Raw genomic sequence first — 23,246 nt, forward strand, 5'->3', positions numbered from 1 at the left:
GTCGACCCGCTGGGGGCGGGGGGGGGGGCCCCCCCCCCGGGGGGGGGGGGCGCCGCCCCGCGGGGGGGGGGGGGGGGGGCCCCCCCCCCCCCACCCCTCCCGTCGCCGTTTGATCTACCCGTCGGTAGCATCCTGCCCATGGCAGACACGCAGCAGGTTGACGCGCGGGCCGAGCGCAAGGCGGCCCGGCTCGCCCACCAGATCAGCACCTTCGCCAAGGCGCACGGCGGCGCCGAGGGCCAGGTGGCCCACCTCGGCGAACGCGGCGCCCGCATCGTCCTCGTCGGCGAGGACGGCGGCTGGGGTGACCTGGTGGCGCCCTCCTGCGCCATCGCCGAGCAGGCGGTGGCCAAGGCCGGCATCACGGTCCACGAGTCCTTCGACGGCGAGTTCGCGGCGAAGGTGACGACCGGGCCGTACGAGTGGAAGCGGATGGCCGGCATCCAGCTCGGCGGCTAGCACCTCCCGGCCGGGCCGGACCCGAGTCGTGCGGGGCGCCTCGTCCAGGGCTTCCGCTGGGCCCGCCCGCCCGCCCGCCGGCCCGCGGCCAGGGCCCGTGCGGGCCCCTTCGGCGCGCTGCCGCCACCTCGGCCCCGGTGCTCCCGTTAGGAGGTGCGACACCACTTCCCACGGGGAGCCCGGGAATGATCGACACGCCGTCCCTCGTGGACCAGTACTGCCACGGGGTACTCCGCACCGAGCTGGGCCTCGGCACCTTCGAGGCCCGGCTGGCCCGCACCGAGGGGCCGCCCGCGCCGGGCACCACCCTGTTCGACACCCAGACCGGCTTCGCCGTCCGGCGCTGGTGCCCGCCGCTGCTCGGCCTCGAACCGCACTGCCCGCCCGCCCGCTACCTGGCCCGGCGCCGGGAACTGGGCGTGCCGGAGGCGGGCCGCAGGCTGCTGCGCGGCAGCGGCATCACCACGTACCTGGTCGACACCGGGGTGCCCGGCGACCTCACCGGCCCCGCCGAGCTGGCCTCCGCCGGGGCGGCCCGGGCCCGTGAGATCGTCCGCCTCGAACAGCTCGCGGAGCAGGTCGCCGACACCTCCGGCACCGTCGGGTCCTTCCTGGCCAACCTCGCCGAGGCGGTGCACGGCGCGGCGGCCACGGCCGTCGCCTTCACCTCGGTCGCCGGCCTGCGGCACGGCCTCGCCCTCGCCCCGGAGCCGCCCGGTCCCGCGGAGGTGCGCGCCGCGGCGGGCCGCTGGCTGGCCGGGCGGCGGGCCGGCGACGCCCTCCGCGACGCCGTGCTGCTGCGGCACCTGCTGTGGACCGCGGTCGCCGCGGGCCTGCCCCTGCAACTGCACTCCGGCCTCGCCGAGCCCGGCTCCCGCGTCGACCGCACCGACCCCGTGCTGCTCACCGACTTCGTCCGCGCCACCGCCGGGCACGGCACCGACCTGGTCCTGCTGCACGGCTACCCGTACCACCGGCACGCCGCCCACCTGGCCGGCGTCTTCCCGCACGTGTACGCCGACTCGGGGGCCGCGCTCGCGCGCACCGGAGCCCGGGCGGCCGCGGTCCTCGCCGAGACCCTGGAACTGGCCCCCTTCGGCAAGGTCCTCTTCTCCACCGGCGCCCAGGGCCTGCCCGAGCTGCACGTCGTCGGCGCCCGTCTCTTCCGGGAGGCACTCGGCCGGGTCCTGGGCGCCTGGGTGGCCGAGGGCGCGTGGTCGCGGGAGGACGCCCGGCGGGTGGCCCGGCTCATCGCGGCGGGCAACGCGCGCCGGGTGTACGGACTCGGGTGAGGCGCCCAGACTGACCGGATGACGACCGAAGCCCTGCTCGACGGGTTCCTGACCGCGCTGCTGCCACTGCGGCCGCGGGCGGTCTGGGCGCACGGCTCGCTGGCCGGCGGCGACTACCAGGAGGGCCGCAGCGACCTCGACCTCATCGCCGTCCTGCCGGCCCCGCCCGGCCCGGGGACCGTGCCGCAACTGCTGGCGCTGCACCGGGCGCTGCGGCGCGCGCCCCTGGCCGAGAGGCTCCACTGCAGCTACCTGGCCCCGGCCACCCTGGAGGACCCGGACCGCCCGCACGTCACCTGGGCCCACGGCCGGCTGCTGCGCCGCCCGGTCACCCCCGTCACCCGGCGGGAGCTGCACGAGTTCGGGCGGGTGCTGCACGGCGAGGCACCGGCCGGGCTGCTCCCGCCGGTGTCCGGGGACCGGCTCGCCCGCTTCGTCGTGCGCGACCAGCGGGACTTCTGGCGCCCGGCGGTCGGCAAGGCCCATGTGTGGCGGCAGGACGTCTGGGTGGACCTGGGGCTGCTGACCTTCGCGAGGGCCACGGTGACCCTGCGGGACGGGCGGCTGGTCTCCAAGCGGGAGGCCCTGGCCGAACTCACGGCGGTGGGGGCTCCGGCCGAGGTGGTCGAGGACGTCGCCCGCCGGCGCTACGGCACCGCCGTCCCGGCCGGCGCCGCCGTGCTCGACCGCGAGCGCCGGGCCGGACTGACCCGGGCGTACCTCGGCCCGGCCATCGACGACCTGGTCACCACGTACGGGTGACCGGGCGCCGCGCGGCGCCCGGCCGGCCGGGGAGCGCGGCCGGAGGGCTCAGGCGCGCGAGCCGACCGCGACCTCGGCCGCGGGGCCCGGCAGGTCCGCGTCCGCCAGGGTCTGCGGGCGCTCGCGCAGGGATAGCAGGACGCGCAGGGTCGCGATCCAGATCAGGCACGAGCCGAGCATGTGCAGGCCGACCAGCACCTCGGGCAGGTGCGTGAAGTACTGCACGTAACCGATCACGCCCTGGGCGAGCAGCACCAGGAACAGCTCGCGGGTGCGGGCCAGCGGGCCCTTCGGCGCGTCGACCGCCTTGAGGACGAACCACAGCGCGAACGTCAGCGTCACCACGATCCAGGCGAGCACCGCGTGCAGCTTGGCGACGGTCTCCCAGTCGATCCGGATGCGCGCGACCTCGCTGGAGTCACCGGCGTGCGGGCCCGCCCCGGTCACCACGGTGCCGACCGCGATCAGCAGCACGCACGCGGCCACCAGGGACCACACGAGCTGCTGCACCGCCTTGCCGACCAGCGGGCGCGGTGGCGCGTCGCCCTCCCGGGTGCGCTGCCACATCACCGTGGCGACGGCGATCAGCGCGGTGGAGAGCAGGAAGTGGGCGGCCACCGTGTACGGGTTGAGGCCGACCAGCACCACGATGCCGCCGAGCACCGCGTTGCCCATGACGACCCAGAACTGCGCCCAGCCCAGCCGGGTCAGGTCGCGGCGCCACGGCGTGCGGGCACGCGCCGCGACGATCGCCCAGCCGACGGCGGCGCACAGCACGTACGTCAGCATGCGGTTGCCGAACTCGATGATCCCGTGGAAGCCCATGGCCCGGGTGGTGGTCAGCGAGTCGTCGGTGCACGTGGGCCAGGTCGGGCAGCCGAGGCCCGAGCCGGTCAGGCGGACGGCGCCGCCAGTCACGACGATGATCACCGACATGACGAGGGCGGCGAGCGCCGCCCGCCGGACGGTCCGGGGGTCCGGGGTCCAGCGGTCGGCGATGAAGGCGAGCGGGTTGCGCAGGGCCGCTTCGGCGTCGGCACGGGTCAGCTTTGGCACGCGCACCATGGTAGGCCGCTGCTTGTGCACGCGTTCACGAGGGTCACCCCGACGGGTGTGCCGGAACCACGCCCCGGGGTGACCGCGGTCACTCCCAGCGGAAGAACCTGCCCGCCGCGGCCAGCCCGGCCACCGCCCAGACGGCGAGGATCCCCAGGTCGGCCCAGGGCATGCCGGCGCCGTGCTGGAGCACGTCCCGCAGGCCGTCCGACAGCGCGGAGATCGGCAGCAGCCCCAGCACGTGCCGGCCCGTCACGCCGAACTTCTCCAGCGGCACGATCACCCCGCCGCCCACCAGGAGCAGCAGGAACACCAGGTTGGCGGCGGCCAGGGTGGCCTCCGCCTTCAGCGTGCCGGCCATCAGCAGGCCCAGCCCGGAGAAGGCGGCGGTGCCGACGACGAGGAGCAGCAGGACGGCGGCGGGGTTCCCGTGCGGGGACCAGCCCAGCGCGAACGCGACGGCGGTCAGCAAGGCCACCTGGAGGACCTCGGTGACCAGCACGGACGCCGTCTTGGCGGTCATCAGCCCCCAGCGGGGCAGCGGCGAGGAGGCGAGCCGCTTGAGCACGCCGTAGCGGCGCTCGAAGCCGGTGGCGATGGCCTGCCCGGTGAAGGCCGTCGACATGACGGCCAGGGCCAGGACGCCGGGAGCGAGGAAGTCGACGGCCTCGCCCTTGCCGGTGTCGACGATGTCGACCGAGCCGAACAGCACCAGCAGCAGGGTCGGGATGACGACCGTCAGCAGGAGCTGCTCGCCGTTGCGCAGCAGCATCCTCGTCTCCAGGGCCGCCTGCGCCGCGATCATGCGGGGGAGCGGGGCGGCCCCGGGGCGGGGGGTGTACGTACCCGTGGTGGTCACGCGCGCAGCTCCTTGCCGGTCAGCTCCAGGAAGACGTCCTCCAGGGTGTGCCGTTCCACCGAGATCCGGTCCGGCAGCACCCCGTGCTGGGCACACCACGAGGTGACCGTGGCGAGCAGCTGGGGATCGACCCTGCCGACGACCCGGTAGGCGCCGGGGGTCAGCTCGGCGGCCGTGCAGTCGGCCGGGAGGGCCTTGAGCAGGGAGCCGACGTCGAGTCCGGGACGGCCGGTGAAGCGCAGGGTGTTCTCGGCGCCGCCCTTGCACAGCGCCTCGGGGGTGCCCTGGGCGATGACCCGGCCGCCGTCGATGATCGCCACGTCGTCGGCGAGCTGCTCGGCCTCGTCCATGTGGTGGGTGGTGAGGATCACCGAGACGCCGTCGGCGCGCAGGTCCCGCACCAGGTCCCAGGTGGCCCGGCGGGCCTGCGGGTCGAGTCCGGCCGTCGGCTCGTCCAGGAACACCAGCTCCGGGCGGCCCACCACGGCCATGGCGAGCGCGAGGCGCTGCTGCTGGCCGCCGGACAGCCGGCGGTAGTGGGTCCGGCCGCAGGAGCCGAGGCCGAGCCGCTCGACGAGGGCGTCGACGTCCAGCGGGTGCGCGTGCAGCTTCGCCACGTGCCGGAGCATCTCGTCCGCGCGGGCGCCCGAGTAGACGCCGCCGGACTGGAGCATCACGCCGATGCGGGGCCGCAGCGCGGCGGACTGGCGCACCGGGTCGAGGCCCAGGACGCGCACCGTGCCGGAATCCGGCCGCCGGTACCCCTCGCAGGTCTCGACCGTGGTCGTCTTCCCCGCCCCGTTCGGGCCGAGCACGGCGGTCACGCCCGCCTCGGCCACCAGGTCGAGGCCGTCCACCGCGGTCTTCGTGCCGTACCGCTTCACCAGGGCCCGGACCTGGACCACAGGGTCACTTCGCATGGTTCAAGAGTCTAGGGAGACCGTCCGCCCCTCAGACGGCCGGGTGGGGGGAGCCCTCCCCGCGGGGCCGGTGCGGCGCCAGCCACCGCCGCGCGTAGGCCACGGCGTCCGCCAGCGGGAACAGCCGGGCCGCGGCCGCGCCCACCCGTCCGCGCACGACCGGCCGCTCCCGTTCGTAGTCCCGCCCCAGCTCCTCGAACCGGTCGGAGCTGACCGAGACCTCGGTCACCGTCTCCCAGCCGCCGCCCGGGGCGGGTCGGCCGACCGCCACGCGGGGCCCGGGGATCCGGTACTCGGCCAGGTGGAAGGCGGTGCAGGCGTCGTAGCCCGCGCCGAGCAGCAGCACCCGGGCGCCCAGCTCCTCCAGCCGGGCCAGCGGGCTGTGCTCGCCGAGCCGGCAGTCCGGCGCGTGGCCCCCGGTGATCCGCCGCGCCCGGGGGCCGAGCGCGGCGAAGGAGGTCTGCGGGTGCGCGCTGCGCAGGGCGCCCGGCCAGGTCCGCACGGTCTCCGGGACCACGCCGACCCCGAGCGAGGGGGTGATCAGCGGGTCGTACGGCGGCATGGTGGCGCGGATCCGGTCCCACCACTCCTCGGGCACCGGCGGATTCCGCCACGCGGCCGGATCGGACTGGTCGCCGGTATGCGTGGGGACGACCAGCGTGCCGGACGGGCCGAGGACATCGAGGAGTGCTCGGACGACGGTGACCGGGCCGCCGTTCACCCAGCCGAGGGAGCTGAGCGAGGAGTGCACGAGGAGGGTCTCGCCGGCCTCGGCACCCAGCCGGCGCAGCGCGGCCACGAGGGTGTCGTGGGTGACGAGAGGGCCGGTCGGAGGGGGTACGGACATGGTCCGGCAGTCTTCCGGACCGGGCCCCGGAGTGCCAGCGAATTGCCCGGTGCGGGCGTCCGGGGAGGCTCGACCGGAGATCGTTTCCGCAGGTCAGCTTAGGTTCACCTAAGTGACGTAGGGCACCGGTCGATGATCCGGACGCGCTTGTCAGGCTCCACGGAATTACGCAACAATGGCGTTGTGAAAAACGTCGGCGAGGCTCGGGAGACCCCGATGGGAACCCCTCAGGAGGAACTGGCGACCGGTGAGCGCTCCACGCGCAACCGCGTCGCGCGGTCGATCCTGGACCACGGCCCGTCGACCGTCGCCGAACTCGCCGGCCGGCTGGGACTCACCCAGGCGGCCGTACGGCGTCACCTGGACGCGCTGGTCGCCGACGACATCGTCGTGGCGCGCGAGCAGCGGGTGTACGGCACGCGCACGCGTGGCCGCCCCGCCAAGGCCTTCGCGCTCACCGACTGCGGCCGGGACGCCTTCGACCAGTCGTACGACAAGCTCGCGGCGGACGCGCTCCGCTGGATCGCCGAGCAGGGCGGCGGCGCCGAGGCGGTCGCCGTCTTCGCCCGCGCCCGGATCGCCGCCCAGGCGGGCGCGTACCGCGAGGCGATCGAGTCCGTGGCGCCCGACAAACGCGCCGAAGCGCTGGCCAAGGCCCTGAGCGCCGACGGGTACGCTGCTACGGCGCGCAGCGCACCGGTCGGCGAGCAGCTCTGCCAGCACCACTGCCCGGTCGCCCACGTCGCGGAACAGTTCCCGCAGCTGTGCGAGGCGGAGACGGAGATCTTCGCCGAGCTGCTGGGAACCCACGTCCAGCGGCTGGCGACCATCGCGCACGGCGACGGCGTCTGCACGACGTACATCCCCAAGACATCCACTGACACTGACGCACCTGCAAGCACGGCCGGGAGGAACCCCGCATGACTCTCCCCACGGAGACTGCCCACCCTGAGCTCGAGGGCCTGGGCAAGTACGAATACGGCTGGGCCGACTCCGACGTGGCCGGTGCGTCCGCGCGCCGCGGCCTGAACGAGGACGTCGTCCTTGACATCTCGGGCAAGAAGTCCGAGCCGGAATGGATGGCGAAGCTGCGCCTGAAGGGCCTGAAGCTCTTCGAGAAGAAGCCCATGCCGAACTGGGGCTCCGACCTCTCCGGCATCGACTTCGACAACATCAAGTACTTCGTGCGCTCCACGGAGAAGCAGGCGGAGTCCTGGGAGGACCTGCCCGAGGACATCAAGAACACCTACGACAAGCTGGGCATCCCGGAGGCCGAGAAGCAGCGCCTCGTCGCCGGTGTCGCCGCCCAGTACGAGTCGGAGGTCGTCTACCACCAGATCCGCGAGGACCTGGAGGAGCAGGGCGTCATCTTCCTCGACACCGACACCGCCCTGAAGGAGCACCCGGAGCTCTTCAAGGAGTACTTCGGCACGGTCATCCCGGCCGGCGACAACAAGTTCGCCGCGCTGAACACCGCCGTGTGGTCCGGCGGCTCCTTCATCTACGTCCCGAAGGGCGTCCACGTCGAGATCCCGCTCCAGGCCTACTTCCGCATCAACACGGAGAACATGGGCCAGTTCGAGCGGACCCTGATCATCGTCGACGAGGGGGCCTACGTGCACTACGTCGAGGGCTGCACCGCGCCGATCTACAAGAGCGACTCGCTGCACTCCGCGGTCGTCGAGATCATCGTCAAGAAGAACGCCCGCTGTCGCTACACGACCATCCAGAACTGGTCGAACAACGTCTACAACCTGGTCACCAAGCGCGCCGTCGCCTACGAGGGCGCGACCATGGAGTGGATCGACGGCAACATCGGCTCCAAGGTGACGATGAAGTACCCGGCCGTCTACCTGATGGGCGAGCACGCCAAGGGCGAGACCCTGTCCATCGCCTTCGCGGGCGAGGGCCAGCACCAGGACGCCGGCGCCAAGATGGTCCACATGGCGCCGAACACCTCGTCCAACATCGTCTCCAAGTCGGTGGCGCGCGGCGGCGGCCGTACCTCCTACCGCGGTCTGATCGAGATCGGCGAGGGTGCCCCGGGCTCCAAGTCGAACGTGCTGTGCGACGCGCTGCTGGTCGACACCATCTCCCGGTCCGACACCTACCCGTACGTGGACGTCCGCGAGGACGACGTGTCCATGGGCCACGAGGCCACCGTCTCCAAGGTCTCCGAGGACCAGCTCTTCTACCTGATGAGCCGCGGTCTCTCCGAGGACGAGGCCATGGCGATGATCGTGCGCGGCTTCGTCGAGCCGATCGCCAAGGAACTGCCCATGGAATACGCGCTGGAGCTCAACCGGCTGATCGAGCTGCAGATGGAGGGCGCGGTCGGCTGACCGCCCGCCGCCCCCGTCAAGCCACCGACCTGAGAAAGCGAGCAATACGACAGCCATGGCTGAGGCCCAGAACTCCCCCACCCCCGGTATCGCTCCGGCAGGGGGACCCCCACCGGTGGGTTCCACCACCGCCGGCTCGATCGCGGTCGCCGCGGAGTCGACCGTCGTCTCGCGCATGAGCGCCCCCCCGTCCTTCGACGTGGCGGACTTCCCGGTCCCGCACGGCCGCGAGGAGGAGTGGCGGTTCACCCCGCTGGAGCGGCTGCGCGGACTGCACGACGGCACCGCCGTCGCCACCGGCGACGGCGTGAAGGTCGACGTCCAGGCCCCCGAGGGCGTCACCGTCGAGACGGTCGGCCGCGACGACGCGCGGCTCGGCAGGGCGGGCACCCCGGTGGACCGCGTCGCCGCCCAGGCGTACTCCGCCTTCGAGCAGGCCTCGGTCGTGACCGTCCCGAAGGACACCGTCCTCACCGAGCCGATCCGCATCGCCGTGCACGGCCAGGGCGGCACCGCCTTCGGCCACCAGGTGATCGAACTGGGTGCCTTCGCCGAGGCCGTCGTGGTCATCGACCACACCGGTGACGCCGTCCTCGCGGCCAACGTCGACTACCTCCTGGGCGACGGCGCCAAGCTGACCGTCGTCTCCGTCCAGGACTGGGACGACAAGGCCGTCCACGTCGCCCAGCACAACGCGCTGGTCGGCCGGGACGCCTCCCTCAAGTCCGTGGTCGTCACCTTCGGCGGCGACGTGGTGCGCCTGCACCCGCGCGTGGAGTACGCCGGCCCCGGCGGCGAGGCCGAGCTGTTCGGCCTGTACTTCACCGACTCGGGCCAGCACCAGGAGCACCGCCTGCTGGTCACCCACAACACCCCGCACTGCAAGTCCAACGTCGTCTACAAGGGCGCGCTCCAGGGCGACGACGCGCACGCCGTCTGGATCGGCGACGTGCTCATCGAGGCCGCGGCCGAGGGCACGGACACCTACGAGATGAACCGCAACCTGGTCCTCACGGACGGCGCGCGCGTGGACTCGGTGCCCAACCTGGAGATCGAGACCGGTGAGATCGTGGGCGCCGGCCACGCCTCCGCCACCGGCCGCTTCGACGACGAGCAGCTCTTCTACCTGATGGCCCGCGGCATCCCGGAGCACGAGGCCCGCCGCCTGGTGGTCCGCGGCTTCTTCGCCGAGCTGGTCCAGCAGATCGGTGTCAAGGACATCGAGGACCGCCTGCTCGTCAAGATCGAGGAAGAGCTGGAGGCGTCGGTCGCATGACCAGCACCTTCGTACGCGTCTGCGGGCTGAGCGAACTGGCGGAGGACACCCCCAAGCGGGTGGAACTCGACGGCACGCCGGTCTCGGTCGTGAAGACCGGGGGCGAGGTGTTCGCGATCAACGACATCTGCTCGCACGCGAACGTCTCCCTCTCCGAGGGCGAGGTGGAGGACTGCCAGATCGAGTGCTGGCTGCACGGCTCCGCCTTCGACCTGCGCACCGGCAAGCCGTCCGGCCTCCCCGCGACGCGCCCCGTCCCCGTATACCCCGTAAAGATCGAAGGGGACGACGTGCTCGTCTCCCTCACCCAGGAGTCCTGAGGCATCCATGGCAACGCTTGAAATCCGAGACCTGCACGTCACCGTCGAGGCCGACAACGCCACGAAGGAGATCCTCAAGGGCGTCGACCTCACCGTGAAGCAGGGCGAGACGCACGCCATCATGGGCCCCAACGGCTCCGGCAAGTCGACCCTCGCCTACTCGCTCGCGGGTCACCCGAAGTACACGATCACCGGCGGCACCGTCACCCTCGACGGCGAGGACGTCCTGGAGATGTCCGTCGACGAGCGCGCCCGCGCGGGCCTGTTCCTCGCGATGCAGTACCCGGTCGAGGTCCCCGGCGTCTCGGTCTCCAACTTCCTGCGCACCTCCGCCACGGCCATCCGCGGCGAGGCCCCGAAGCTGCGCACCTGGGTGAAGGAGGTCAGGGAGGCCATGGAGCGCCTCAACATCGACCCGTCCTTCGCCGAGCGCAACGTCAACGAGGGCTTCTCCGGCGGTGAGAAGAAGCGCCACGAGATCCTCCAGCTGGAGCTGCTCCGGCCGAAGATGGCGATCCTGGACGAGACCGACTCGGGCCTGGACGTCGACGCGCTGCGCATCGTCTCCGAGGGTGTCAACCGCGTCCGCGAGACCGGTGAGGTCGGCACCCTGCTGATCACGCACTACACGCGCATCCTGCGCTACATCAAGCCCGACCACGTCCACGTGTTCGCCGGCGGCCGCATCGTCGAGTCCGGCGGCCCCGAGCTCGCGGACAAGCTGGAGAACGAGGGCTACGAGGCATACGTGAAGGGTGGCGCATCCGCGTGACACAGCTGCCGGGCCTCCTCGACGTCGAGGCGATCCGCAAGGACTTCCCCGTGCTGGACCGCCAGGTCCACGACGGCAAGAAGCTCGTGTACCTGGACAACGCGGCGACCAGCCAGAAGCCGCGCCAGGTGCTGGACGCCCTGAGTGAGTACTACGAGCGCTACAACGCCAACGTCCACCGCGGTGTGCATGTGCTCGCCGAGGAGGCCACGGCGCTGTACGAGGGCGCGCGCGACAAGGTCGCGGCGTTCGTCAACGCGCCCAGCCGCGACGAGGTGATCTTCACCAAGAACGCCTCCGAGTCGCTGAACCTCGTGGCGAACATGCTGGGCTGGGCCGACGAGCCCTACCGGGTGGACCACGAGACCGAGATCGTCATCACGGAGATGGAGCACCACTCCAACATCGTGCCGTGGCAGCTGCTGGCGCAGCGCACGGGCGCGAAGCTGAAGTGGTTCGGCCTCACCGACGACGGCCGCCTGGACCTCTCGAACATCGAGGAGGTCATCACGGAGAAGACGAAGATCGTCTCCTTCGTGCTGGTGTCGAACATCCTGGGCACGGTCAACCCGGTCGAGACGATCATCCGCCGCGCCCAGGAGGTCGGCGCGCTCGTCTGCATCGACGCCTCCCAGGCCGCGCCGCACATGCCGGTGGACGTCCAGGCGCTGCAGGCCGACTTCGTGGCCTTCACCGGCCACAAGATGTGCGGCCCGACCGGTATCGGCGTCCTGTGGGGCCGCCAGGAGCTGCTGGAGGACCTGCCCCCGTTCCTCGGCGGCGGCGAGATGATCGAGACCGTCTCGATGCACTCGTCCACCTACGCCCCGGCCCCGCACAAGTTCGAGGCGGGCACGCCCCCGATCGCGCAGGCGGTCGGCCTCGGCGCGGCGATCGACTACCTCCAGTCGATCGGCATGGACAAGATCCTGGCCCATGAGCACGCGCTGACGGAGTACGCCGTCCGCCGCCTCGCGGAGGTCCCCGACCTGCGGATCATCGGCCCGACCACGGCCGAGGACCGGGGCGCGGCGATCTCCTTCACGCTCGGTGACATCCACCCCCACGACGTCGGCCAGGTGCTCGACGAGCAGGGCATCGCGGTCCGGGTCGGCCACCACTGCGCCCGCCCGGTCTGCCTGCGCTACGGAATTCCTGCGACCACGCGAGCGTCGTTCTATCTGTACTCCACGCCGTCCGAGATCGACGCACTGGTCGAGGGGCTGGAGCACGTTCGGAACTTCTTCGGCTGAGGGACGTGAGCTGAGACCGTGAAGCTGGATTCGATGTACCAGGAAGTCATCCTGGACCACTACAAGAACCCGCACGGGCGTGGTCTGAGGGATGGCGACGCCGAGGTGCACCACGTGAACCCGACGTGCGGCGACGAGATCACCCTTCGCGTGAAGTACGACGGCACGACGATCGAGGACGTGTCGTACGAGGGCCAGGGCTGCTCCATCAGCCAGGCCTCCGCCTCCGTGCTGAACGAGCTGCTGGTCGGCAAGGAGCTGGCCCAGGCGCAGAAGATCCAGGAGACCTTCCTGGAGCTGATGCAGTCCAAGGGCCGGATCGAGCCGGACGACGCGATGGAGGACGTGCTGGAGGACGCGGTCGCGTTCGCCGGTGTCTCCAAGTACCCCGCGCGGGTCAAGTGCGCCCTCCTGAGCTGGATGGCGTGGAAGGACGCGACGGCCCAGGCGCTGGACGGCGCCGACGCCGAAAGGAAGACCGCATGAGCGACACCGTCGAGATGAAGCCGGCCTCGGAAGAGGAACTCCGTGAGGCCCTGATGGACGTGGTCGACCCCGAGCTGGGCATCGACGTCGTCAACCTCGGCCTGATCTACGGGATCCACGTCGACGACGCCAACATCGCGACCATCGACATGACCCTGACCTCCGCGGCCTGCCCGCTGACGGACGTCATCGAGGACCAGGCCAAGTCCGCCACGGACGGCATCGTCAACGAGCTGCGCATCAACTGGGTCTGGATGCCGCCGTGGGGCCCCGACAAGATCACCGACGACGGCCGCGAGCAGCTCCGGGCGCTCGGGTTCAACGTCTGATCACCGCACGCGCGTGAAGCGGCGGCACCCGCCGGGTGCCGCCGCTTCCGTGTGCCGGGCCGGGTCCGCCCGCCGCCGGTGGCCAGGTGTCCGTCCGCGTCCGGCGGACACGCGGATGTGTACGCCCGTACACATCCGCTGTGTACGCTCGTACACATGGGATACCTCTTGCTCGCCGGTGCCATCGCCGCCGAGGTCGCCGCGACGACTGCGATGAAGTACAGTGAGGGCTTCAGCCGGCTCTGGCCCTCGCTCGTGACCGCGCTCGGCTACCTCGTCTCCTTCGCGCTGCTCGCGCAGACGCTGAAGACCGTCCAGATCGGCACGGCGTACGCCATATGGTCCGGCGTGGGCACCGCGGCCGTCGCCGTCCTCGGCCTGCTGCTGTTCGGCGAGGGGCTGGGCGCGGCGAAACTCACCGGGATACTGCTGATCATCGGTGGCGTGGTGGTGCTGAACCTCGGCGGGGCGAGCCACTGATGCCCCGCCGCCACGACCCCGGACGCCGGCAGCGGATCATCGACGCCGCGATCCGGGTGGCCGGCCGGGACGGCATCGCCGGGCTGAGCCACCGCACGGTCGCCGCCGAGGCCGGCGTCCCGCTCGGCTCGACCACGTACCACTTCGCCACCTTGGAGGACCTGCTGGTGGCCGCGTTGCGGCAGGCCGACGAGGGGTTCGGCGCGGTGCTGGCCGCACACCTGCCGCAGACCGGCGGCGACCTCGCCGCGGACCTCGCCCGCGCGCTGGGGGAGTGGCTGGGCGGCGAGCGCGCCGGCGTGGAGCTGGCCTACGAGCTGTACCTGGCCGCGCTGCGCCGCCCCGCGCTGCGGCCCGTCGCCGCGGAGTGGACCGGGCAGGCGGCGGCGCTGCTGGCCCGGCGCACCGACCCGGCCACCGCGCGGGCCGTGCTCGCCCTGATGGACGGCATCTGCCTCCAGGTGCTGCTCACGGGCGGTTCCTACGACGAGGAGGACGCGCGCGTCCTGCTGGCTCGGCTGATCCCCTGAACCGGCGCCCGGCACGTGAGACGCGGTTCGCCCTCACCACCCCGCCCACGTTAGGTTTTGCTCCATGACCGACTCTGCAACCCGTACCACCGGCGCCGTCGCCGCCGGCCTCGCCACGATCGCCTCCGACGGCACCGTTCTCGACACCTGGTTCCCGGCCCCCGAGCTGGTCGAGGAGCCGGGCCCGGCCGGCACCGAGCGGCTGTCCGCCGAGCGGGCGGCGGAGCTGCTGGGCGGCGGCGCCACCGCGGCGACCGGCCCGGACGCCCGCCGGGGCGTCGAGGTGGTCGCGGTCCGCACGGTCATCGCCTCGCTGGACGAGAAGCCGCTCGACGCGCACGACGTGTACCTGCGCCTGCACCTGCTCTCGCACCGCCTGGTCAAGCCGCACGGGCAGAACCTGGACGGCGTCTTCGGTCACCTCGCCAACGTCGCCTGGACCTCGCTCGGCCCGGTCGCCGTGGACGACCTGGAGAAGGTGCGCCTGAACGCCCGCGCCGAGGGCCTGCACCTCCAGGTGACCTCGGTGGACAAGTTCCCCCGCATGACGGACTACGTCGCCCCGAAGGGTGTGCGCATCGCCGACGCCGACCGGGTCCGGCTGGGCGCCCACCTCGCGTCGGGCACCACCGTCATGCACGAGGGCTTCGTCAACTTCAACGCCGGCACGCTCGGCACCTCCATGGTCGAGGGCCGGATCTCCGCAGGCGTCGTCGTCGGCGACGGCTCGGACATCGGCGGCGGCGCCTCCACCATGGGCACCCTGTCCGGCGGCGGCAACGTCATCATCTCCATCGGCGAGCGCTGCCTGGTCGGCGCCGAGGCGGGCGTCGGCATCGCGCTCGGCGACGAGTGCGTGGTCGAGGCCGGCCTGTACATCACCGCCGGTACCCGGATCACCATGCCCGACGGCCAGATCGTCAAGGCTCGCGAGCTGAACGGCGCCTCCAACATCCTCTTCCGCCGCAACTCGGTCACCGGCACGGTCGAGGCCCGCCCGAACAACGCGGTCTGGGGCGGCCTGAACGACATCCTGCACAGCCACAACTGACACACCGTGGCCTCGGCATCGCCCTCCACCGGAAGGTGGGGGGCGGTGGTCCGTCAGGTCGTGTGCAGGGCGCGGTGCGTGGTCAGCAGTGCGTCCGCCGTCCGCCGGTCGGCGGGGAGCAGGGGTGGGCGGACCGGGCCCGCGGGCAGGCCGAGCCGGGTCAGGAGGGCCTTCGCGGTGACCGTGCCGGGCAGGCCCGCGCCCGTCATCGCCTCGATCAACGGAACGGCCGCCAGTTGGAGTTCGGCCGCCCGCGCGGTGTCGCCGGCGTCGAACGCGGCCGGGAGCGCGGCGATGTGGGCCGGTGCCGCGTTCGCGGCGGTGCTCACGCAGCCCGCCGCGCCGACCGCGTACAGCGCCAGCGTCTGCTCGTCGCAGCCCGCGTAGTACGCCAGGCCGGTCCGCGCCAGCACCTTCTGGACGCCGAGGAGATCGTGGGAGCAGTCCTTGACGGCCACGATCCGCGGGTGCCCGGCGAGGCGGATCATCGTGTCCGGCTCGATCCGGGTACCGGTGCGGTCCGGGATGTCGTAGAGCATCACCGGCAGTTCGCTCGCGTCGGCGACCCGGAGGAAGTGGGCGGCCACCGCCTCCTGCGGGGGCCGGCTGTAGTAGGGCGTCACCGCCAGGACGCCGTCGGCGCCCCCCTTCGCCGCCGCGCGCGCCAGTTCCACCGTGTGCCGGGTGTCCGCCGTGCCCACGCCCGCGACCAGCGCGACGCCGTTCCCGACCGCTTCCCTGACGGCCGCGACCAGCCGCGCCTTCTCCTCGTCGGTGGTGGTGGGCGACTCGCCCGTGGTGCCGTTGAGCACCAGGCCGTCGCAGCCCTCCGCGACCAGGTGCGCGGCCAGCCGCCGGGCGCCGTCCAGGTCGAGGGCTCCCGCCTGGGTGAAGGGCGTGATCATCGCGCACAGGGTGCGGCCGAAGGGCGGGGGCTTGCGTGAAGTCGTCATGCGGGTAGTCTCGGGGCCCCCGGACTGAAGCTCTACTTAATTCTCCTCCGGTTGTTCGTTAAGAGATGCTGAGGCGTGAAGGCGGATCCGCGGTCCTGTGTCCAACTCGGCCCCTATGGGTCACCATGGCCGGAGAGGGCCGACGAGGGCCGGTACGGGCCCGAGCGGCCGGAAGGTCACCGATGTCAGGTCATGGGAGGCGCCATGAAGCTCGGCAAGGCACTGGCCACGGGGGTCGCCGAGGAGCGGCCGCTCGTCCGTGAGGAGGAGGCCCCGGCCTCCGAGGAGACCGCCCGCACCGCACCGGCGGAGCCGGCCCGCGAAGAGGTCCCGGCCGCCCGATGAGGCTGCGGCTCCCGGCGGAACGCCCGGCGGAGCCACCGACCGGATACAAGATCGCCCACCCGGTGCTGTCCCAGGACGGCACCCGGGCCGGGTTCACCGGTGTGTCGCTCGGCGGTGCGCTGCCGTACACGGTTCTCGACGACGCGGCCTGCGTCTACGGCCTGCGGCACCGTCCGCCCGCCCGCCGCTGCGACTGCGGTTTCCACTGCGTGCACGACCGGGCGGCGGCCGAGGCGCTGCTGTGCACCGCCGAACACCGGGCGGCCGTCCTGCTGGAGGTCTCCGTCCTCGGCGCCTACATCCGCTTCGAGCGCGGCTTCCGCTACGCCCGGCAGCGGGTGCGCACCGCCACGGCCGGACCCTGCGACTGCGGCGCCCGCTCCGCCGGGCTCGCCGACGCCGGCTGGGGGCGGCCGGGCTGGCGGGTGCTGGCCCCCTGCTGCGCGGGCTGCGTGCGCGGGCGGGTGTCCGTCTCGCTCGCGGGGTTCGCGGGGCTGGCCGGGCAGGGACTCCGGGTGGCCGCCGGGGGCGGCGGCGGGTCCGAGTCCGGTGCGTCGGCCGTCGCCGGTGAGTTCGGGGTCCCCGAACTCGTCGCCGAGGCCGCGCTGTTGCAGGCGCGGCTCGACTGGTTCCAGTCCCGGCTCGCACGCCTCGGTGAACCCGGCGGCGGGGGCGGCGAGCGGGGCTGAGGGCCTTGAGGCCCCCGGGCCGGGTACCCGGAGGTTGTGCGGAGGAAGGAGGCGTACCGCCGTGACCGTGACCCGTGTACCCGAGGTCCACGGCCGCTGGGCCCCCTCCACGGGCCGGGCCCCCGCCCGGGCCGCCGTACGGCTCTCCCGGCCGCCGGGACTGCGGGCCGCACCGGCACCCGCCGCGCGCGCCGCTCGTCCCGGGCCCGGCCGGTTCCGCCGTGGCCCGGCGGGCCGGGGGCGGGCGCGGTGCCGCTCGCCGCGTCCCTGCCGCCGGGGCGCGACCGGACGTGCCGCCCCGCCCGCGCCCGGGAAGCGGCGCCGGGGCGGACGCCGACGTGATCGGCGTGATCGACGTGATCAGGGAAAGGGCACACCGATGAAGCACAGCGACGCGCACGGCTCGGGCGCCAAGGGCCCCGACGAGCTGCGACGGCAGATCGAACACACCCGGCACCAGCTCGGCGACACCGTCGCCCGGCTCGCGGACCGGGCCGACGTGAAGGGCCGGGCCCGGGTGCGGGCCGCCGACCTGCGGGACAAGGCGGGCGCCATGACCGTGCAGCTGCGCGCCGGCGCCGCGCACGCGGGACACGGCGTGCAGGACCGGGCGGTCAGGGCGGGGCACCTGGCGCAGGAGCGCGCCGCGCGGGCCGGCCACACCGCGCAGGAACGGATGACGAGAGCCGGCCACCTGGTGCAGGAGCGGGCCGGCCAGGGCGGGAACGTCCTCCAGGAGCGGGCCCTGCACGCCGGGCACGTCCTCCAGGACCGGGCCGCCCACGCCGGGCACACCGTGCGGTACGACGCACGGGTGCCGCGGCCGGTGCGGTCGGCCCTGGGCGCCGCGCGGCGCAATCCCTGGCCGGCGCTGATCGCGGCCGCGGTGGGCGCGGCCCTCGGCGCGGCCGTCGTCGGCGCGGCCGTGGTCCGGCGCAGGAGCGGCCGCGGCCGGTGAGCACGGGACGGCGGGGCCGGCCGGGCACGGTCGCCCGGCCGGCCCCGCCGGCGTGTCACGTCACGGACGGAACCGCAGCACCTGCGGGTCGTGGTCGCTGATCTGGTCGTGGAACTCCGAGTTGATGTGCACGCTGTCGTACTCGAAGTCGCAGCCGCGCCGGATCGCCGGGCTGATCAGGATCTGGTCCAGGACCTGCTGGTTGCCCTGGTAGTCGTAGGTGTACCGCTCGTTCCGGGGCAGCGACCTGATCGCCGACCACAAAGCGTCGTCGTCCTCCAGGATCCGCGCGGTCCCGGAGAACTCGAAGTCGTTCATGTCGCCGAGCGCGATGACGTCCGCGTTCTTCTGCACGTCCAGGATGTCCTTGACGAACGTGTTCAGCACGGTCGCCTGGGCGTGCCGCTGCACCTCCGAGCTGCGCGCCGGCGGCTGGAACTGCGAGGTGAGCCCCTGGTCGCCGCCCTTGGAGTTGAGGTGGTTGGCGATCACGAAGACGGTCTTGCCGCGGAAGACGAACTCGCCGGCCAGCGGCTTGCGGCTGTTGGCCCAGGCCGCGTTCGCCGGGTCGACACGGCCCGGGGAGACCGTCAGCTCGGCCTTGCCGCGCACCTTGGTGACGCCGACCGCGGTGGTGGAGTCGCCGCCCGCGCGGTCCGTGAAGGACACCCGCTCCGGGTTGAACAGGAACGCCTGGCGGATGTTGCCGCCCGGCTCGCCGCCGTCCTGGTCGTTGACCGGGTCGACCGAGCGCCACTCGTACCTCGGGCCGCCGGCCGCGACGATCGCGTCGATCAGCTTGCCCATGGTCACGTCCGCGGCGACCGTGCCGTCGTCCTTGGCACCGTTGTTGTCCTGGATCTCCTCCAGGGACACGATGTCGGGCGACCGGAGGTTGTTCACGATCGCGGAGGCGTGCGCGTCGAAGGTGGTGTCCGACGGGTCGAGGTTCTCGACGTTGTACGTCGCCACCGCCAGCTCGCGGCCGGACTGCCGGCGCGTCGTCTCGCGCTGGAGGCCGCCGCTCTCCAGCGTGCCGAGCCGGCTCGCGACGAGGGTGTAGCCGCCGTACTGGTTGAAGTCCAGCGGACCCGTCGTGGTGCCCACGAGGGCGTCGCCGACGTCCGCCTTCGGGAAGTCGGCGGTGGTCCCCAGCGACTGTATCTGGAGCCGGCCGGTGTTCTGGGAGTCGTAGGAGCCGTAGACCGTGCCGCCCCGCGCGCCGCGGTGCTCGTCCGGCTTCACCGTCACCCACAGCTCGGAGTACGGGTCGGTGGCGGTGACCACGCGGACGTCGGCGACCTGGACGTTCATGCCCTCCAGGGACTCGTAGTAGTCCAGGGCGTACGTCGACGGGGCCAGGGGCAGGCCGTTGACGGAGCCGCCCGCGGCCGCGTCGCCGGCCGGGGCGTAACGGTTCGGCACGGAGCCCGCGTCGATCACGGCCGGCGCCGGCACCGCGTTGCCGGTGGAGACGGTCGTGACGACCGGCTTGGTGATCTCGGTCAGCGACTGGTTGCCGGACGAGGCGCCGCCCGGGACGTACTCGGAGACCGTGCCGGTCACCGTCACCGAGTCGCCGACCGCGACCTTCGGCGTGGAGCTGGTGAAGACGAACACGCCCTCGCTGGTGGCGGGGTTGTCGTCGGGGGTCGGGTCCTGCAGCCAGAAGCCCCGGGTGGAGCCGTAGGTGCGGGTGGCCGTGACGATGCCCGGGACGTCCGCCACCTTCTGCCCGGCGAGGGGGCTCGTGCGGGTCGTGCCCTGGATGTCGTGGACGCGCACCGCGTCGGCGTGCGCGGGGGAGGTGAGGACGACGGCGGACGCCGCGCTGCAGACGGCGGCGACGGTGAGCGCGGCGAGACGCGCGGAAGACCTGCTCGGCAAGGGATTCCCTCCGGGGACGAACGTGAGCGCCGGGACGAGGGCGGAACGGGAGCGTGCCGGGTTCGTGGCCCTGTGTGACACGCGTAGAGCCGGGTGAACAGTCGTCCCCCCAACTTCTACGCGCGTCAATCTCCTGCTTGGCCGGGGGAGTTGTCAAGGTTTCGGCCATGTACGCACCCTGACGGGGAGATGAACCGGGCGGCATGGGTGGAAATCCGTCTAGGCTGAGCGGCTGAGCCCGTTTCACGGTCCGAGGAGAACCAGCCGATGTCAGACAGCTCCCCCCTGCCGCCCGCGCGGCTGCACCCCGAAGCGGAGCTGGCGCGCGCCGCGCTGTCCACGCCGTTGCTCTCCCGGGCCGCCCGCCTCGCCCGCTGGGCCGGCCCCGCCACCCGCGTGGACGCCGGTGGCGGGCTGATCGAGGAGCAGCTCCCGGCCGCCGCCGACCTGCTCGGACTCACCGGGGACGACGCCGCCGCGTACGCCAGTGAGGCCTGGCGCGTCGCCCTGGACGCGGGTCTGGTCGAGATCGTGGACGAGGAGGCCGGCACCGTCCGGGCGGGGGAGGACCTCGCCCTGCTCACCGGCGGCTCACCGCGGGACGTGCTGACGATCTGGCTCGCCGCGCTGGAGACCGTGGTCGCGGACGCGGCCGTCCCCGATCTGGAGGACCTGGTCGGCGCGCTGGACGAGGGCGGCGAGGTCGATTTCTCGTCACTCGGCTGGGACCCGGAGGGGGAGGCGGAATTCCTCGACGGCGTCCTCGGCAACCTCTACCTGCTGACCGTCGGTGAGGACGGCCCCGGCGAGGCCCCCGTCCCGCTGCCCGCCCTCGCCGCCTCCATGCTCGTGCCCGACGGCATGGGCGAGCCCACCAACGACGTGCTGGAGCAGGTCTCCGACGCGATGATGCGGCTGGACGACCAGTTCCGGGTGCTGGAGCCGATCGGGCTCGTGGCGTACCAGCCCGTGGACGAGGCACTGATGGCCGACGGCGACGAGGATCCCGCGGCGCCCGTGGACGAGACCGACGTCTCCCGCTACGGCATGGTCCGGCTCACCCCGCTCGGCGTGTACGGCCTGCGGGCCCGGCTGCTGGAGGCCGGGTTCGCCGCGCCGGCCGTCGGCGAACTGGCCGACAAGGGCGCCGACGCGCTCCTCGACGGCACCGCCCGCTTCGGCCGGACCGCCGCCCGCGCCGAGACCGAGCAGTGGCTCGGCCGCCGCGAGTCCCTCGCCGCCGCCCGCGAGCTGCTGGACGCGGCCCGCGGCGCGGACCCGGGCGCACCGCTGCGCAGGCTCCGCTGCCAGCAGGCGCTGTCCCTGGTCGGCGACCAGGCCGAGCCCGCGCTCCGCGAGGTGCTGGACGACCCGGAGCTGGGCGGGCTCGCCCGGGTGTGGCTGAGCGAGCGGGGGGCCGCCGGTGTCCCGGCGCCCTCCCAGGAGATGGTGTTCTGGCTGACCGTCGACACGCTGGCCGCCCAGCTCCAGGCCGAGGGCAACTCCGACGAACTCCAGGCCCTGGTGGAGGGGCTGGCCGCCCAGCACGGCGGGTTCTTCGCGGCGGCCTGGCGGGTGGAGCACCCCGACACCGCCGAGGTGCTGGACGCGATGGGGCGGCTGCACCCGGACAAGAAGGTCGCCAAGGAGGCCCGGAAGGCGGCGTTCAAGGCGCGGTCGCAGCACGGCGGGTGAGTGCCCGGCGTGACGGGTGACCGGGGTTCCGGGCCGGCCGTGGTCCGCGGCACGCGGGTTCACCGAACCGGCGGCCCGGTGGTGGCGCGGCGTTCAACTCCCGTTCACGGGTGGACGGGAGCGTGTGCGCCGGATCGATGCCCGCCACCCTCCACGGCACATCGTCGTCACAGGAGACACCATGTCGCTCAGCCGCAGGGACTTCGCCAGGACATCCGCGATCACGGGTGCCGGGGTCGCCCTGGCGGGCAGCGTCGGCGCACTCGCCACCGCGCCGAACGCACTCGCCACCACCGAGACCGAGACCGCCGGAACCGACACCGCCGAGGGCCGGTCCGCGCACGGGGACCACCACGGCGTCGGCTACGGGCCGCTGCTCCCCGACCCGGAGGGCATCCTCGCCCTGCCCGCCGGGTTCAGCTACGAGATCATCACCTACAGCGGCCGGACCAGGCTGGAGTCGGGCGAGTACACCCCCTCCAACCACGACGGCACCGCCACCTTCAGCGGCCCCCGCGGCGCCACCCTCCTCGTCAACAACCACGAGCTGGCCGGCGCCCGCGACCGGTGGCCGCACCCGGTGCCGCTCACCGAGGGCCTGGTCTACGACCCGGCGGCGGCCGGCGGCTGCACCGTCGTCGAGGTCCGGCGCGGCGGCCAGGTCGCCGAGTGGGTCGGCATCGCCGGCACCGCCACCAACTGCGCGGGCGGCAGCACCCCGTGGGGCACCTGGCTGACCTGCGAGGAAACCGAGGACCGGGCCGGAAAGAACGGCTTCACCAAGGACCACGGCTACGTCTTCGAGGTCGACCCGGAGGACCGCCGGGCCAACCGCGACCCCAAGCCCGTCAAGGCCCTCGGCCGGTACGCCCACGAGGCGGTCGTCGTCGACCCCAAGCGCGGCCACCTCTTCCTGACCGAGGACGCCTCCGGCCCCAACGGCCTGTTCTACCGCTGGACCCCGCCGCACGGCTTCCACCACGGCCGCGGCAGGCTGCGCACCCTCGCCGACGACGCGGGCGTGCTCCAGGCGTTCAAGTGCTTCGACTCCGGCGGCCGGTTCGTGGACGACCTGTCCCGCGCCACGCGGACCGGGACCGTCTACGGCGTCGACTGGGTGGACGTCCCCGACCGGGACGCCCGGACCGTCTCGGTGCGCAAGCAGTTCACCGAGGGCGAGGTCACCCGGGCCCGCAAGCTGGAGGGCATGTGGTGGGGCGACGGCGGTGTCTACGTCGTCTCCTCCTACGCCCGCGGGGAGAGCCCCGTCCAGCACGACGGCCAGGTCTGGTTCTACGACCCCAAGCGCCGCACGCTCACCCTGAAGGTGCTGCTCGGGGTGAACCCCGACCCGTCCGCGGACGGCGCCTTCGACGGCCCCGACAACATCACCGTCTCCCCCTACGGCGGCCTCGTGATCGCCGAGGACGGCGAGGGCGTCCAGCACCTGTTCGGCGCCACCGACAGCGGCCGGACCTACCCGATCGCCCGCAACGAGCTGAACATCGGCACCGCGCAGGAGCCGGAGTACAGCGAGTTCACCGGCGTCACCTTCTCCCCCGACGGCCGGACCCTGTTCGCCAACATCCAGACCCCGGGCATCATGCTCGCCGTCACCGGCCCCTGGAAGCGGCAGAAGCGCTGACCGGCGCGCCACTCCTCCACCGGCGCCCGGCGGCGGCCGG

At 73.1% G+C, this 23,246-nt stretch carries 25 protein-coding genes; 19 read left to right on the forward strand and 6 right to left on the reverse strand.

Translation table 11 applies throughout. The features are described 5' to 3' along the window. Positions 1 to 138 precede the first annotated feature (138 nt). The 3 genes from ACZ4K2_RS31845 to ACZ4K2_RS31855 all read left to right on the forward strand — a co-directional run bounded on the left by ACZ4K2_RS31845 (position 139) and on the right by ACZ4K2_RS31855 (position 2,513). Positions 139 to 459 (forward strand): hypothetical protein, encoded by a 321-nt coding sequence (locus ACZ4K2_RS31845; protein WP_467478834.1) that lies wholly within the window; start codon positions 139 to 141, stop codon positions 457 to 459. Positions 460 to 644: 185 nt separating this feature from the next. Then, complete coding sequence (locus ACZ4K2_RS31850; RefSeq protein ID WP_467478836.1) at positions 645 to 1,751, forward strand: amidohydrolase family protein; 1,107 nt, start codon at positions 645 to 647, stop codon at positions 1,749 to 1,751. Between the two features lie 18 nt (positions 1,752 to 1,769). Continuing rightward, a complete protein-coding gene (locus ACZ4K2_RS31855) occupies positions 1,770 to 2,513 on the forward strand; it encodes a nucleotidyltransferase (protein ID WP_467478838.1) in 744 nt (247 codons plus the stop codon). A 48-nt stretch (positions 2,514 to 2,561) separates the two neighbouring features. Here ACZ4K2_RS31855 and ACZ4K2_RS31860 read toward each other — a convergent pair whose 3' ends face one another. The 4 genes from ACZ4K2_RS31860 to ACZ4K2_RS31875 all read right to left on the reverse strand — a co-directional run bounded on the left by ACZ4K2_RS31860 (position 2,562) and on the right by ACZ4K2_RS31875 (position 6,195). Beyond that, the gene (locus ACZ4K2_RS31860; RefSeq protein WP_467478840.1) at positions 2,562 to 3,578 is read right to left on the reverse strand and encodes a COX15/CtaA family protein; all 1,017 of its coding nucleotides are present in this window, start codon (positions 3,576 to 3,578) and stop codon (positions 2,562 to 2,564) included. 79 nt (positions 3,579 to 3,657) lie between these two features. Then, positions 3,658 to 4,428: an ABC transporter permease gene (locus ACZ4K2_RS31865; protein WP_467478842.1), complete on the reverse strand. Its 771-nt coding sequence runs from the start codon at positions 4,426 to 4,428 to the stop codon at positions 3,658 to 3,660. After that, positions 4,425 to 5,348: an ABC transporter ATP-binding protein gene (locus ACZ4K2_RS31870; protein WP_467478844.1), complete on the reverse strand. Its 924-nt coding sequence runs from the start codon at positions 5,346 to 5,348 to the stop codon at positions 4,425 to 4,427. Before ACZ4K2_RS31870 ends, ACZ4K2_RS31865 begins: the two co-directional genes overlap by 4 nt. Before the next feature lie 31 nt (positions 5,349 to 5,379). Continuing rightward, positions 5,380 to 6,195, reverse strand: coding sequence for an AAC(3) family N-acetyltransferase (locus ACZ4K2_RS31875; protein WP_467478846.1), 816 nt, complete (start codon positions 6,193 to 6,195; stop codon positions 5,380 to 5,382). A 183-nt stretch (positions 6,196 to 6,378) separates the two neighbouring features. Here ACZ4K2_RS31875 and ACZ4K2_RS31880 point away from each other — a divergent pair, with 183 nt between their 5' ends. From ACZ4K2_RS31880 to dapD, 11 genes are all read left to right on the forward strand, one after another. Further along, entirely contained in the window at positions 6,379 to 7,119 is a 741-nt protein-coding gene (locus ACZ4K2_RS31880; RefSeq protein ID WP_467478848.1) for a helix-turn-helix transcriptional regulator, read from the forward strand. Next, entirely contained in the window at positions 7,116 to 8,537 is a 1,422-nt protein-coding gene (sufB, locus tag ACZ4K2_RS31885) for a Fe-S cluster assembly protein SufB (protein WP_467478850.1), read from the forward strand. Before ACZ4K2_RS31880 ends, sufB begins: the two co-directional genes overlap by 4 nt. A gap of 55 nt (positions 8,538 to 8,592) precedes the next feature. Then, positions 8,593 to 9,813 carry a Fe-S cluster assembly protein SufD gene (gene sufD / locus ACZ4K2_RS31890; RefSeq protein ID WP_467478852.1) on the forward strand — a complete coding sequence of 407 codons (1,221 nt, stop codon included), beginning with the start codon at positions 8,593 to 8,595 and terminating at the stop codon, positions 9,811 to 9,813. Further along, positions 9,810 to 10,133, forward strand: a complete 324-nt coding sequence (locus ACZ4K2_RS31895; RefSeq protein WP_467478854.1) for a bifunctional 3-phenylpropionate/cinnamic acid dioxygenase ferredoxin subunit — start codon at positions 9,810 to 9,812, stop codon at positions 10,131 to 10,133. Before sufD ends, ACZ4K2_RS31895 begins: the two co-directional genes overlap by 4 nt. Positions 10,134 to 10,140: 7 nt before the next feature. After that, positions 10,141 to 10,905, forward strand: coding sequence for a Fe-S cluster assembly ATPase SufC (sufC, locus tag ACZ4K2_RS31900; protein WP_467478856.1), 765 nt, complete (start codon positions 10,141 to 10,143; stop codon positions 10,903 to 10,905). Then, positions 10,902 to 12,158, forward strand: coding sequence for a cysteine desulfurase (locus ACZ4K2_RS31905; protein ID WP_467478858.1), 1,257 nt, complete (start codon positions 10,902 to 10,904; stop codon positions 12,156 to 12,158). The genes sufC and ACZ4K2_RS31905 overlap by 4 nt, the downstream gene beginning before the upstream one ends. Before the next feature lie 18 nt (positions 12,159 to 12,176). Next, positions 12,177 to 12,644, forward strand: a complete 468-nt coding sequence (gene sufU, locus ACZ4K2_RS31910) for a Fe-S cluster assembly sulfur transfer protein SufU (protein ID WP_467478860.1) — start codon at positions 12,177 to 12,179, stop codon at positions 12,642 to 12,644. After that, complete coding sequence (locus ACZ4K2_RS31915; protein WP_467478862.1) at positions 12,641 to 12,973, forward strand: metal-sulfur cluster assembly factor; 333 nt, start codon at positions 12,641 to 12,643, stop codon at positions 12,971 to 12,973. Before sufU ends, ACZ4K2_RS31915 begins: the two co-directional genes overlap by 4 nt. A gap of 156 nt (positions 12,974 to 13,129) precedes the next feature. After that, positions 13,130 to 13,453, forward strand: coding sequence for a DMT family transporter (locus ACZ4K2_RS31920; protein ID WP_467478864.1), 324 nt, complete (start codon positions 13,130 to 13,132; stop codon positions 13,451 to 13,453). After that, positions 13,453 to 13,983 carry a TetR/AcrR family transcriptional regulator gene (locus ACZ4K2_RS31925; protein WP_467478866.1) on the forward strand — a complete coding sequence of 177 codons (531 nt, stop codon included), beginning with the start codon at positions 13,453 to 13,455 and terminating at the stop codon, positions 13,981 to 13,983. Before ACZ4K2_RS31920 ends, ACZ4K2_RS31925 begins: the two co-directional genes overlap by 1 nt. 64 nt (positions 13,984 to 14,047) lie before the next feature. Continuing rightward, the gene (dapD, locus tag ACZ4K2_RS31930; protein WP_467478868.1) at positions 14,048 to 15,034 is read left to right on the forward strand and encodes a 2,3,4,5-tetrahydropyridine-2,6-dicarboxylate N-succinyltransferase; all 987 of its coding nucleotides are present in this window, start codon (positions 14,048 to 14,050) and stop codon (positions 15,032 to 15,034) included. Positions 15,035 to 15,087: 53 nt separating this feature from the next. Here dapD and dapA read toward each other — a convergent pair whose 3' ends face one another. Then, complete coding sequence (dapA, locus tag ACZ4K2_RS31935; RefSeq protein ID WP_467478870.1) at positions 15,088 to 15,987, reverse strand: 4-hydroxy-tetrahydrodipicolinate synthase; 900 nt, start codon at positions 15,985 to 15,987, stop codon at positions 15,088 to 15,090. Positions 15,988 to 16,191: 204 nt separating this feature from the next. On the opposite strand from dapA, the gene ACZ4K2_RS31940 reads away from it, so the two are divergent. The 3 genes from ACZ4K2_RS31940 (at position 16,192) to ACZ4K2_RS31950 (ending at position 17,979) form a co-directional block, all read left to right on the forward strand. Then, complete coding sequence (locus tag ACZ4K2_RS31940) at positions 16,192 to 16,332, forward strand: hypothetical protein (protein ID WP_467478872.1); 141 nt, start codon at positions 16,192 to 16,194, stop codon at positions 16,330 to 16,332. After that, positions 16,329 to 17,021, forward strand: coding sequence for a hypothetical protein (locus ACZ4K2_RS31945; RefSeq protein ID WP_467478874.1), 693 nt, complete (start codon positions 16,329 to 16,331; stop codon positions 17,019 to 17,021). The genes ACZ4K2_RS31940 and ACZ4K2_RS31945 overlap by 4 nt, the downstream gene beginning before the upstream one ends. Before the next feature lie 379 nt (positions 17,022 to 17,400). Then, on the forward strand, positions 17,401 to 17,979 hold the full coding sequence (locus tag ACZ4K2_RS31950; RefSeq protein ID WP_467478876.1) for a DUF3618 domain-containing protein: 579 nt from the start codon (positions 17,401 to 17,403) through the stop codon (positions 17,977 to 17,979). A gap of 60 nt (positions 17,980 to 18,039) precedes the next feature. On the opposite strand, the gene ACZ4K2_RS31955 is transcribed toward ACZ4K2_RS31950, so the two are convergent. Continuing rightward, entirely contained in the window at positions 18,040 to 19,866 is a 1,827-nt protein-coding gene (locus ACZ4K2_RS31955) for an endonuclease/exonuclease/phosphatase family protein (RefSeq protein WP_467478878.1), read from the reverse strand. Between the two features lie 267 nt (positions 19,867 to 20,133). On the opposite strand from ACZ4K2_RS31955, the gene ACZ4K2_RS31960 reads away from it, so the two are divergent. Next, complete coding sequence (locus ACZ4K2_RS31960) at positions 20,134 to 21,561, forward strand: hypothetical protein (protein WP_467478880.1); 1,428 nt, start codon at positions 20,134 to 20,136, stop codon at positions 21,559 to 21,561. Between the two features lie 181 nt (positions 21,562 to 21,742). Next, positions 21,743 to 23,206 (forward strand): alkaline phosphatase PhoX, encoded by a 1,464-nt coding sequence (locus tag ACZ4K2_RS31965; protein ID WP_467478882.1) that lies wholly within the window; start codon positions 21,743 to 21,745, stop codon positions 23,204 to 23,206. The last annotated feature ends 40 nt before the right edge of the window (positions 23,207 to 23,246 follow it).

This window comes from Streptomyces sp. NPDC025833, from assembly GCF_055558055.1.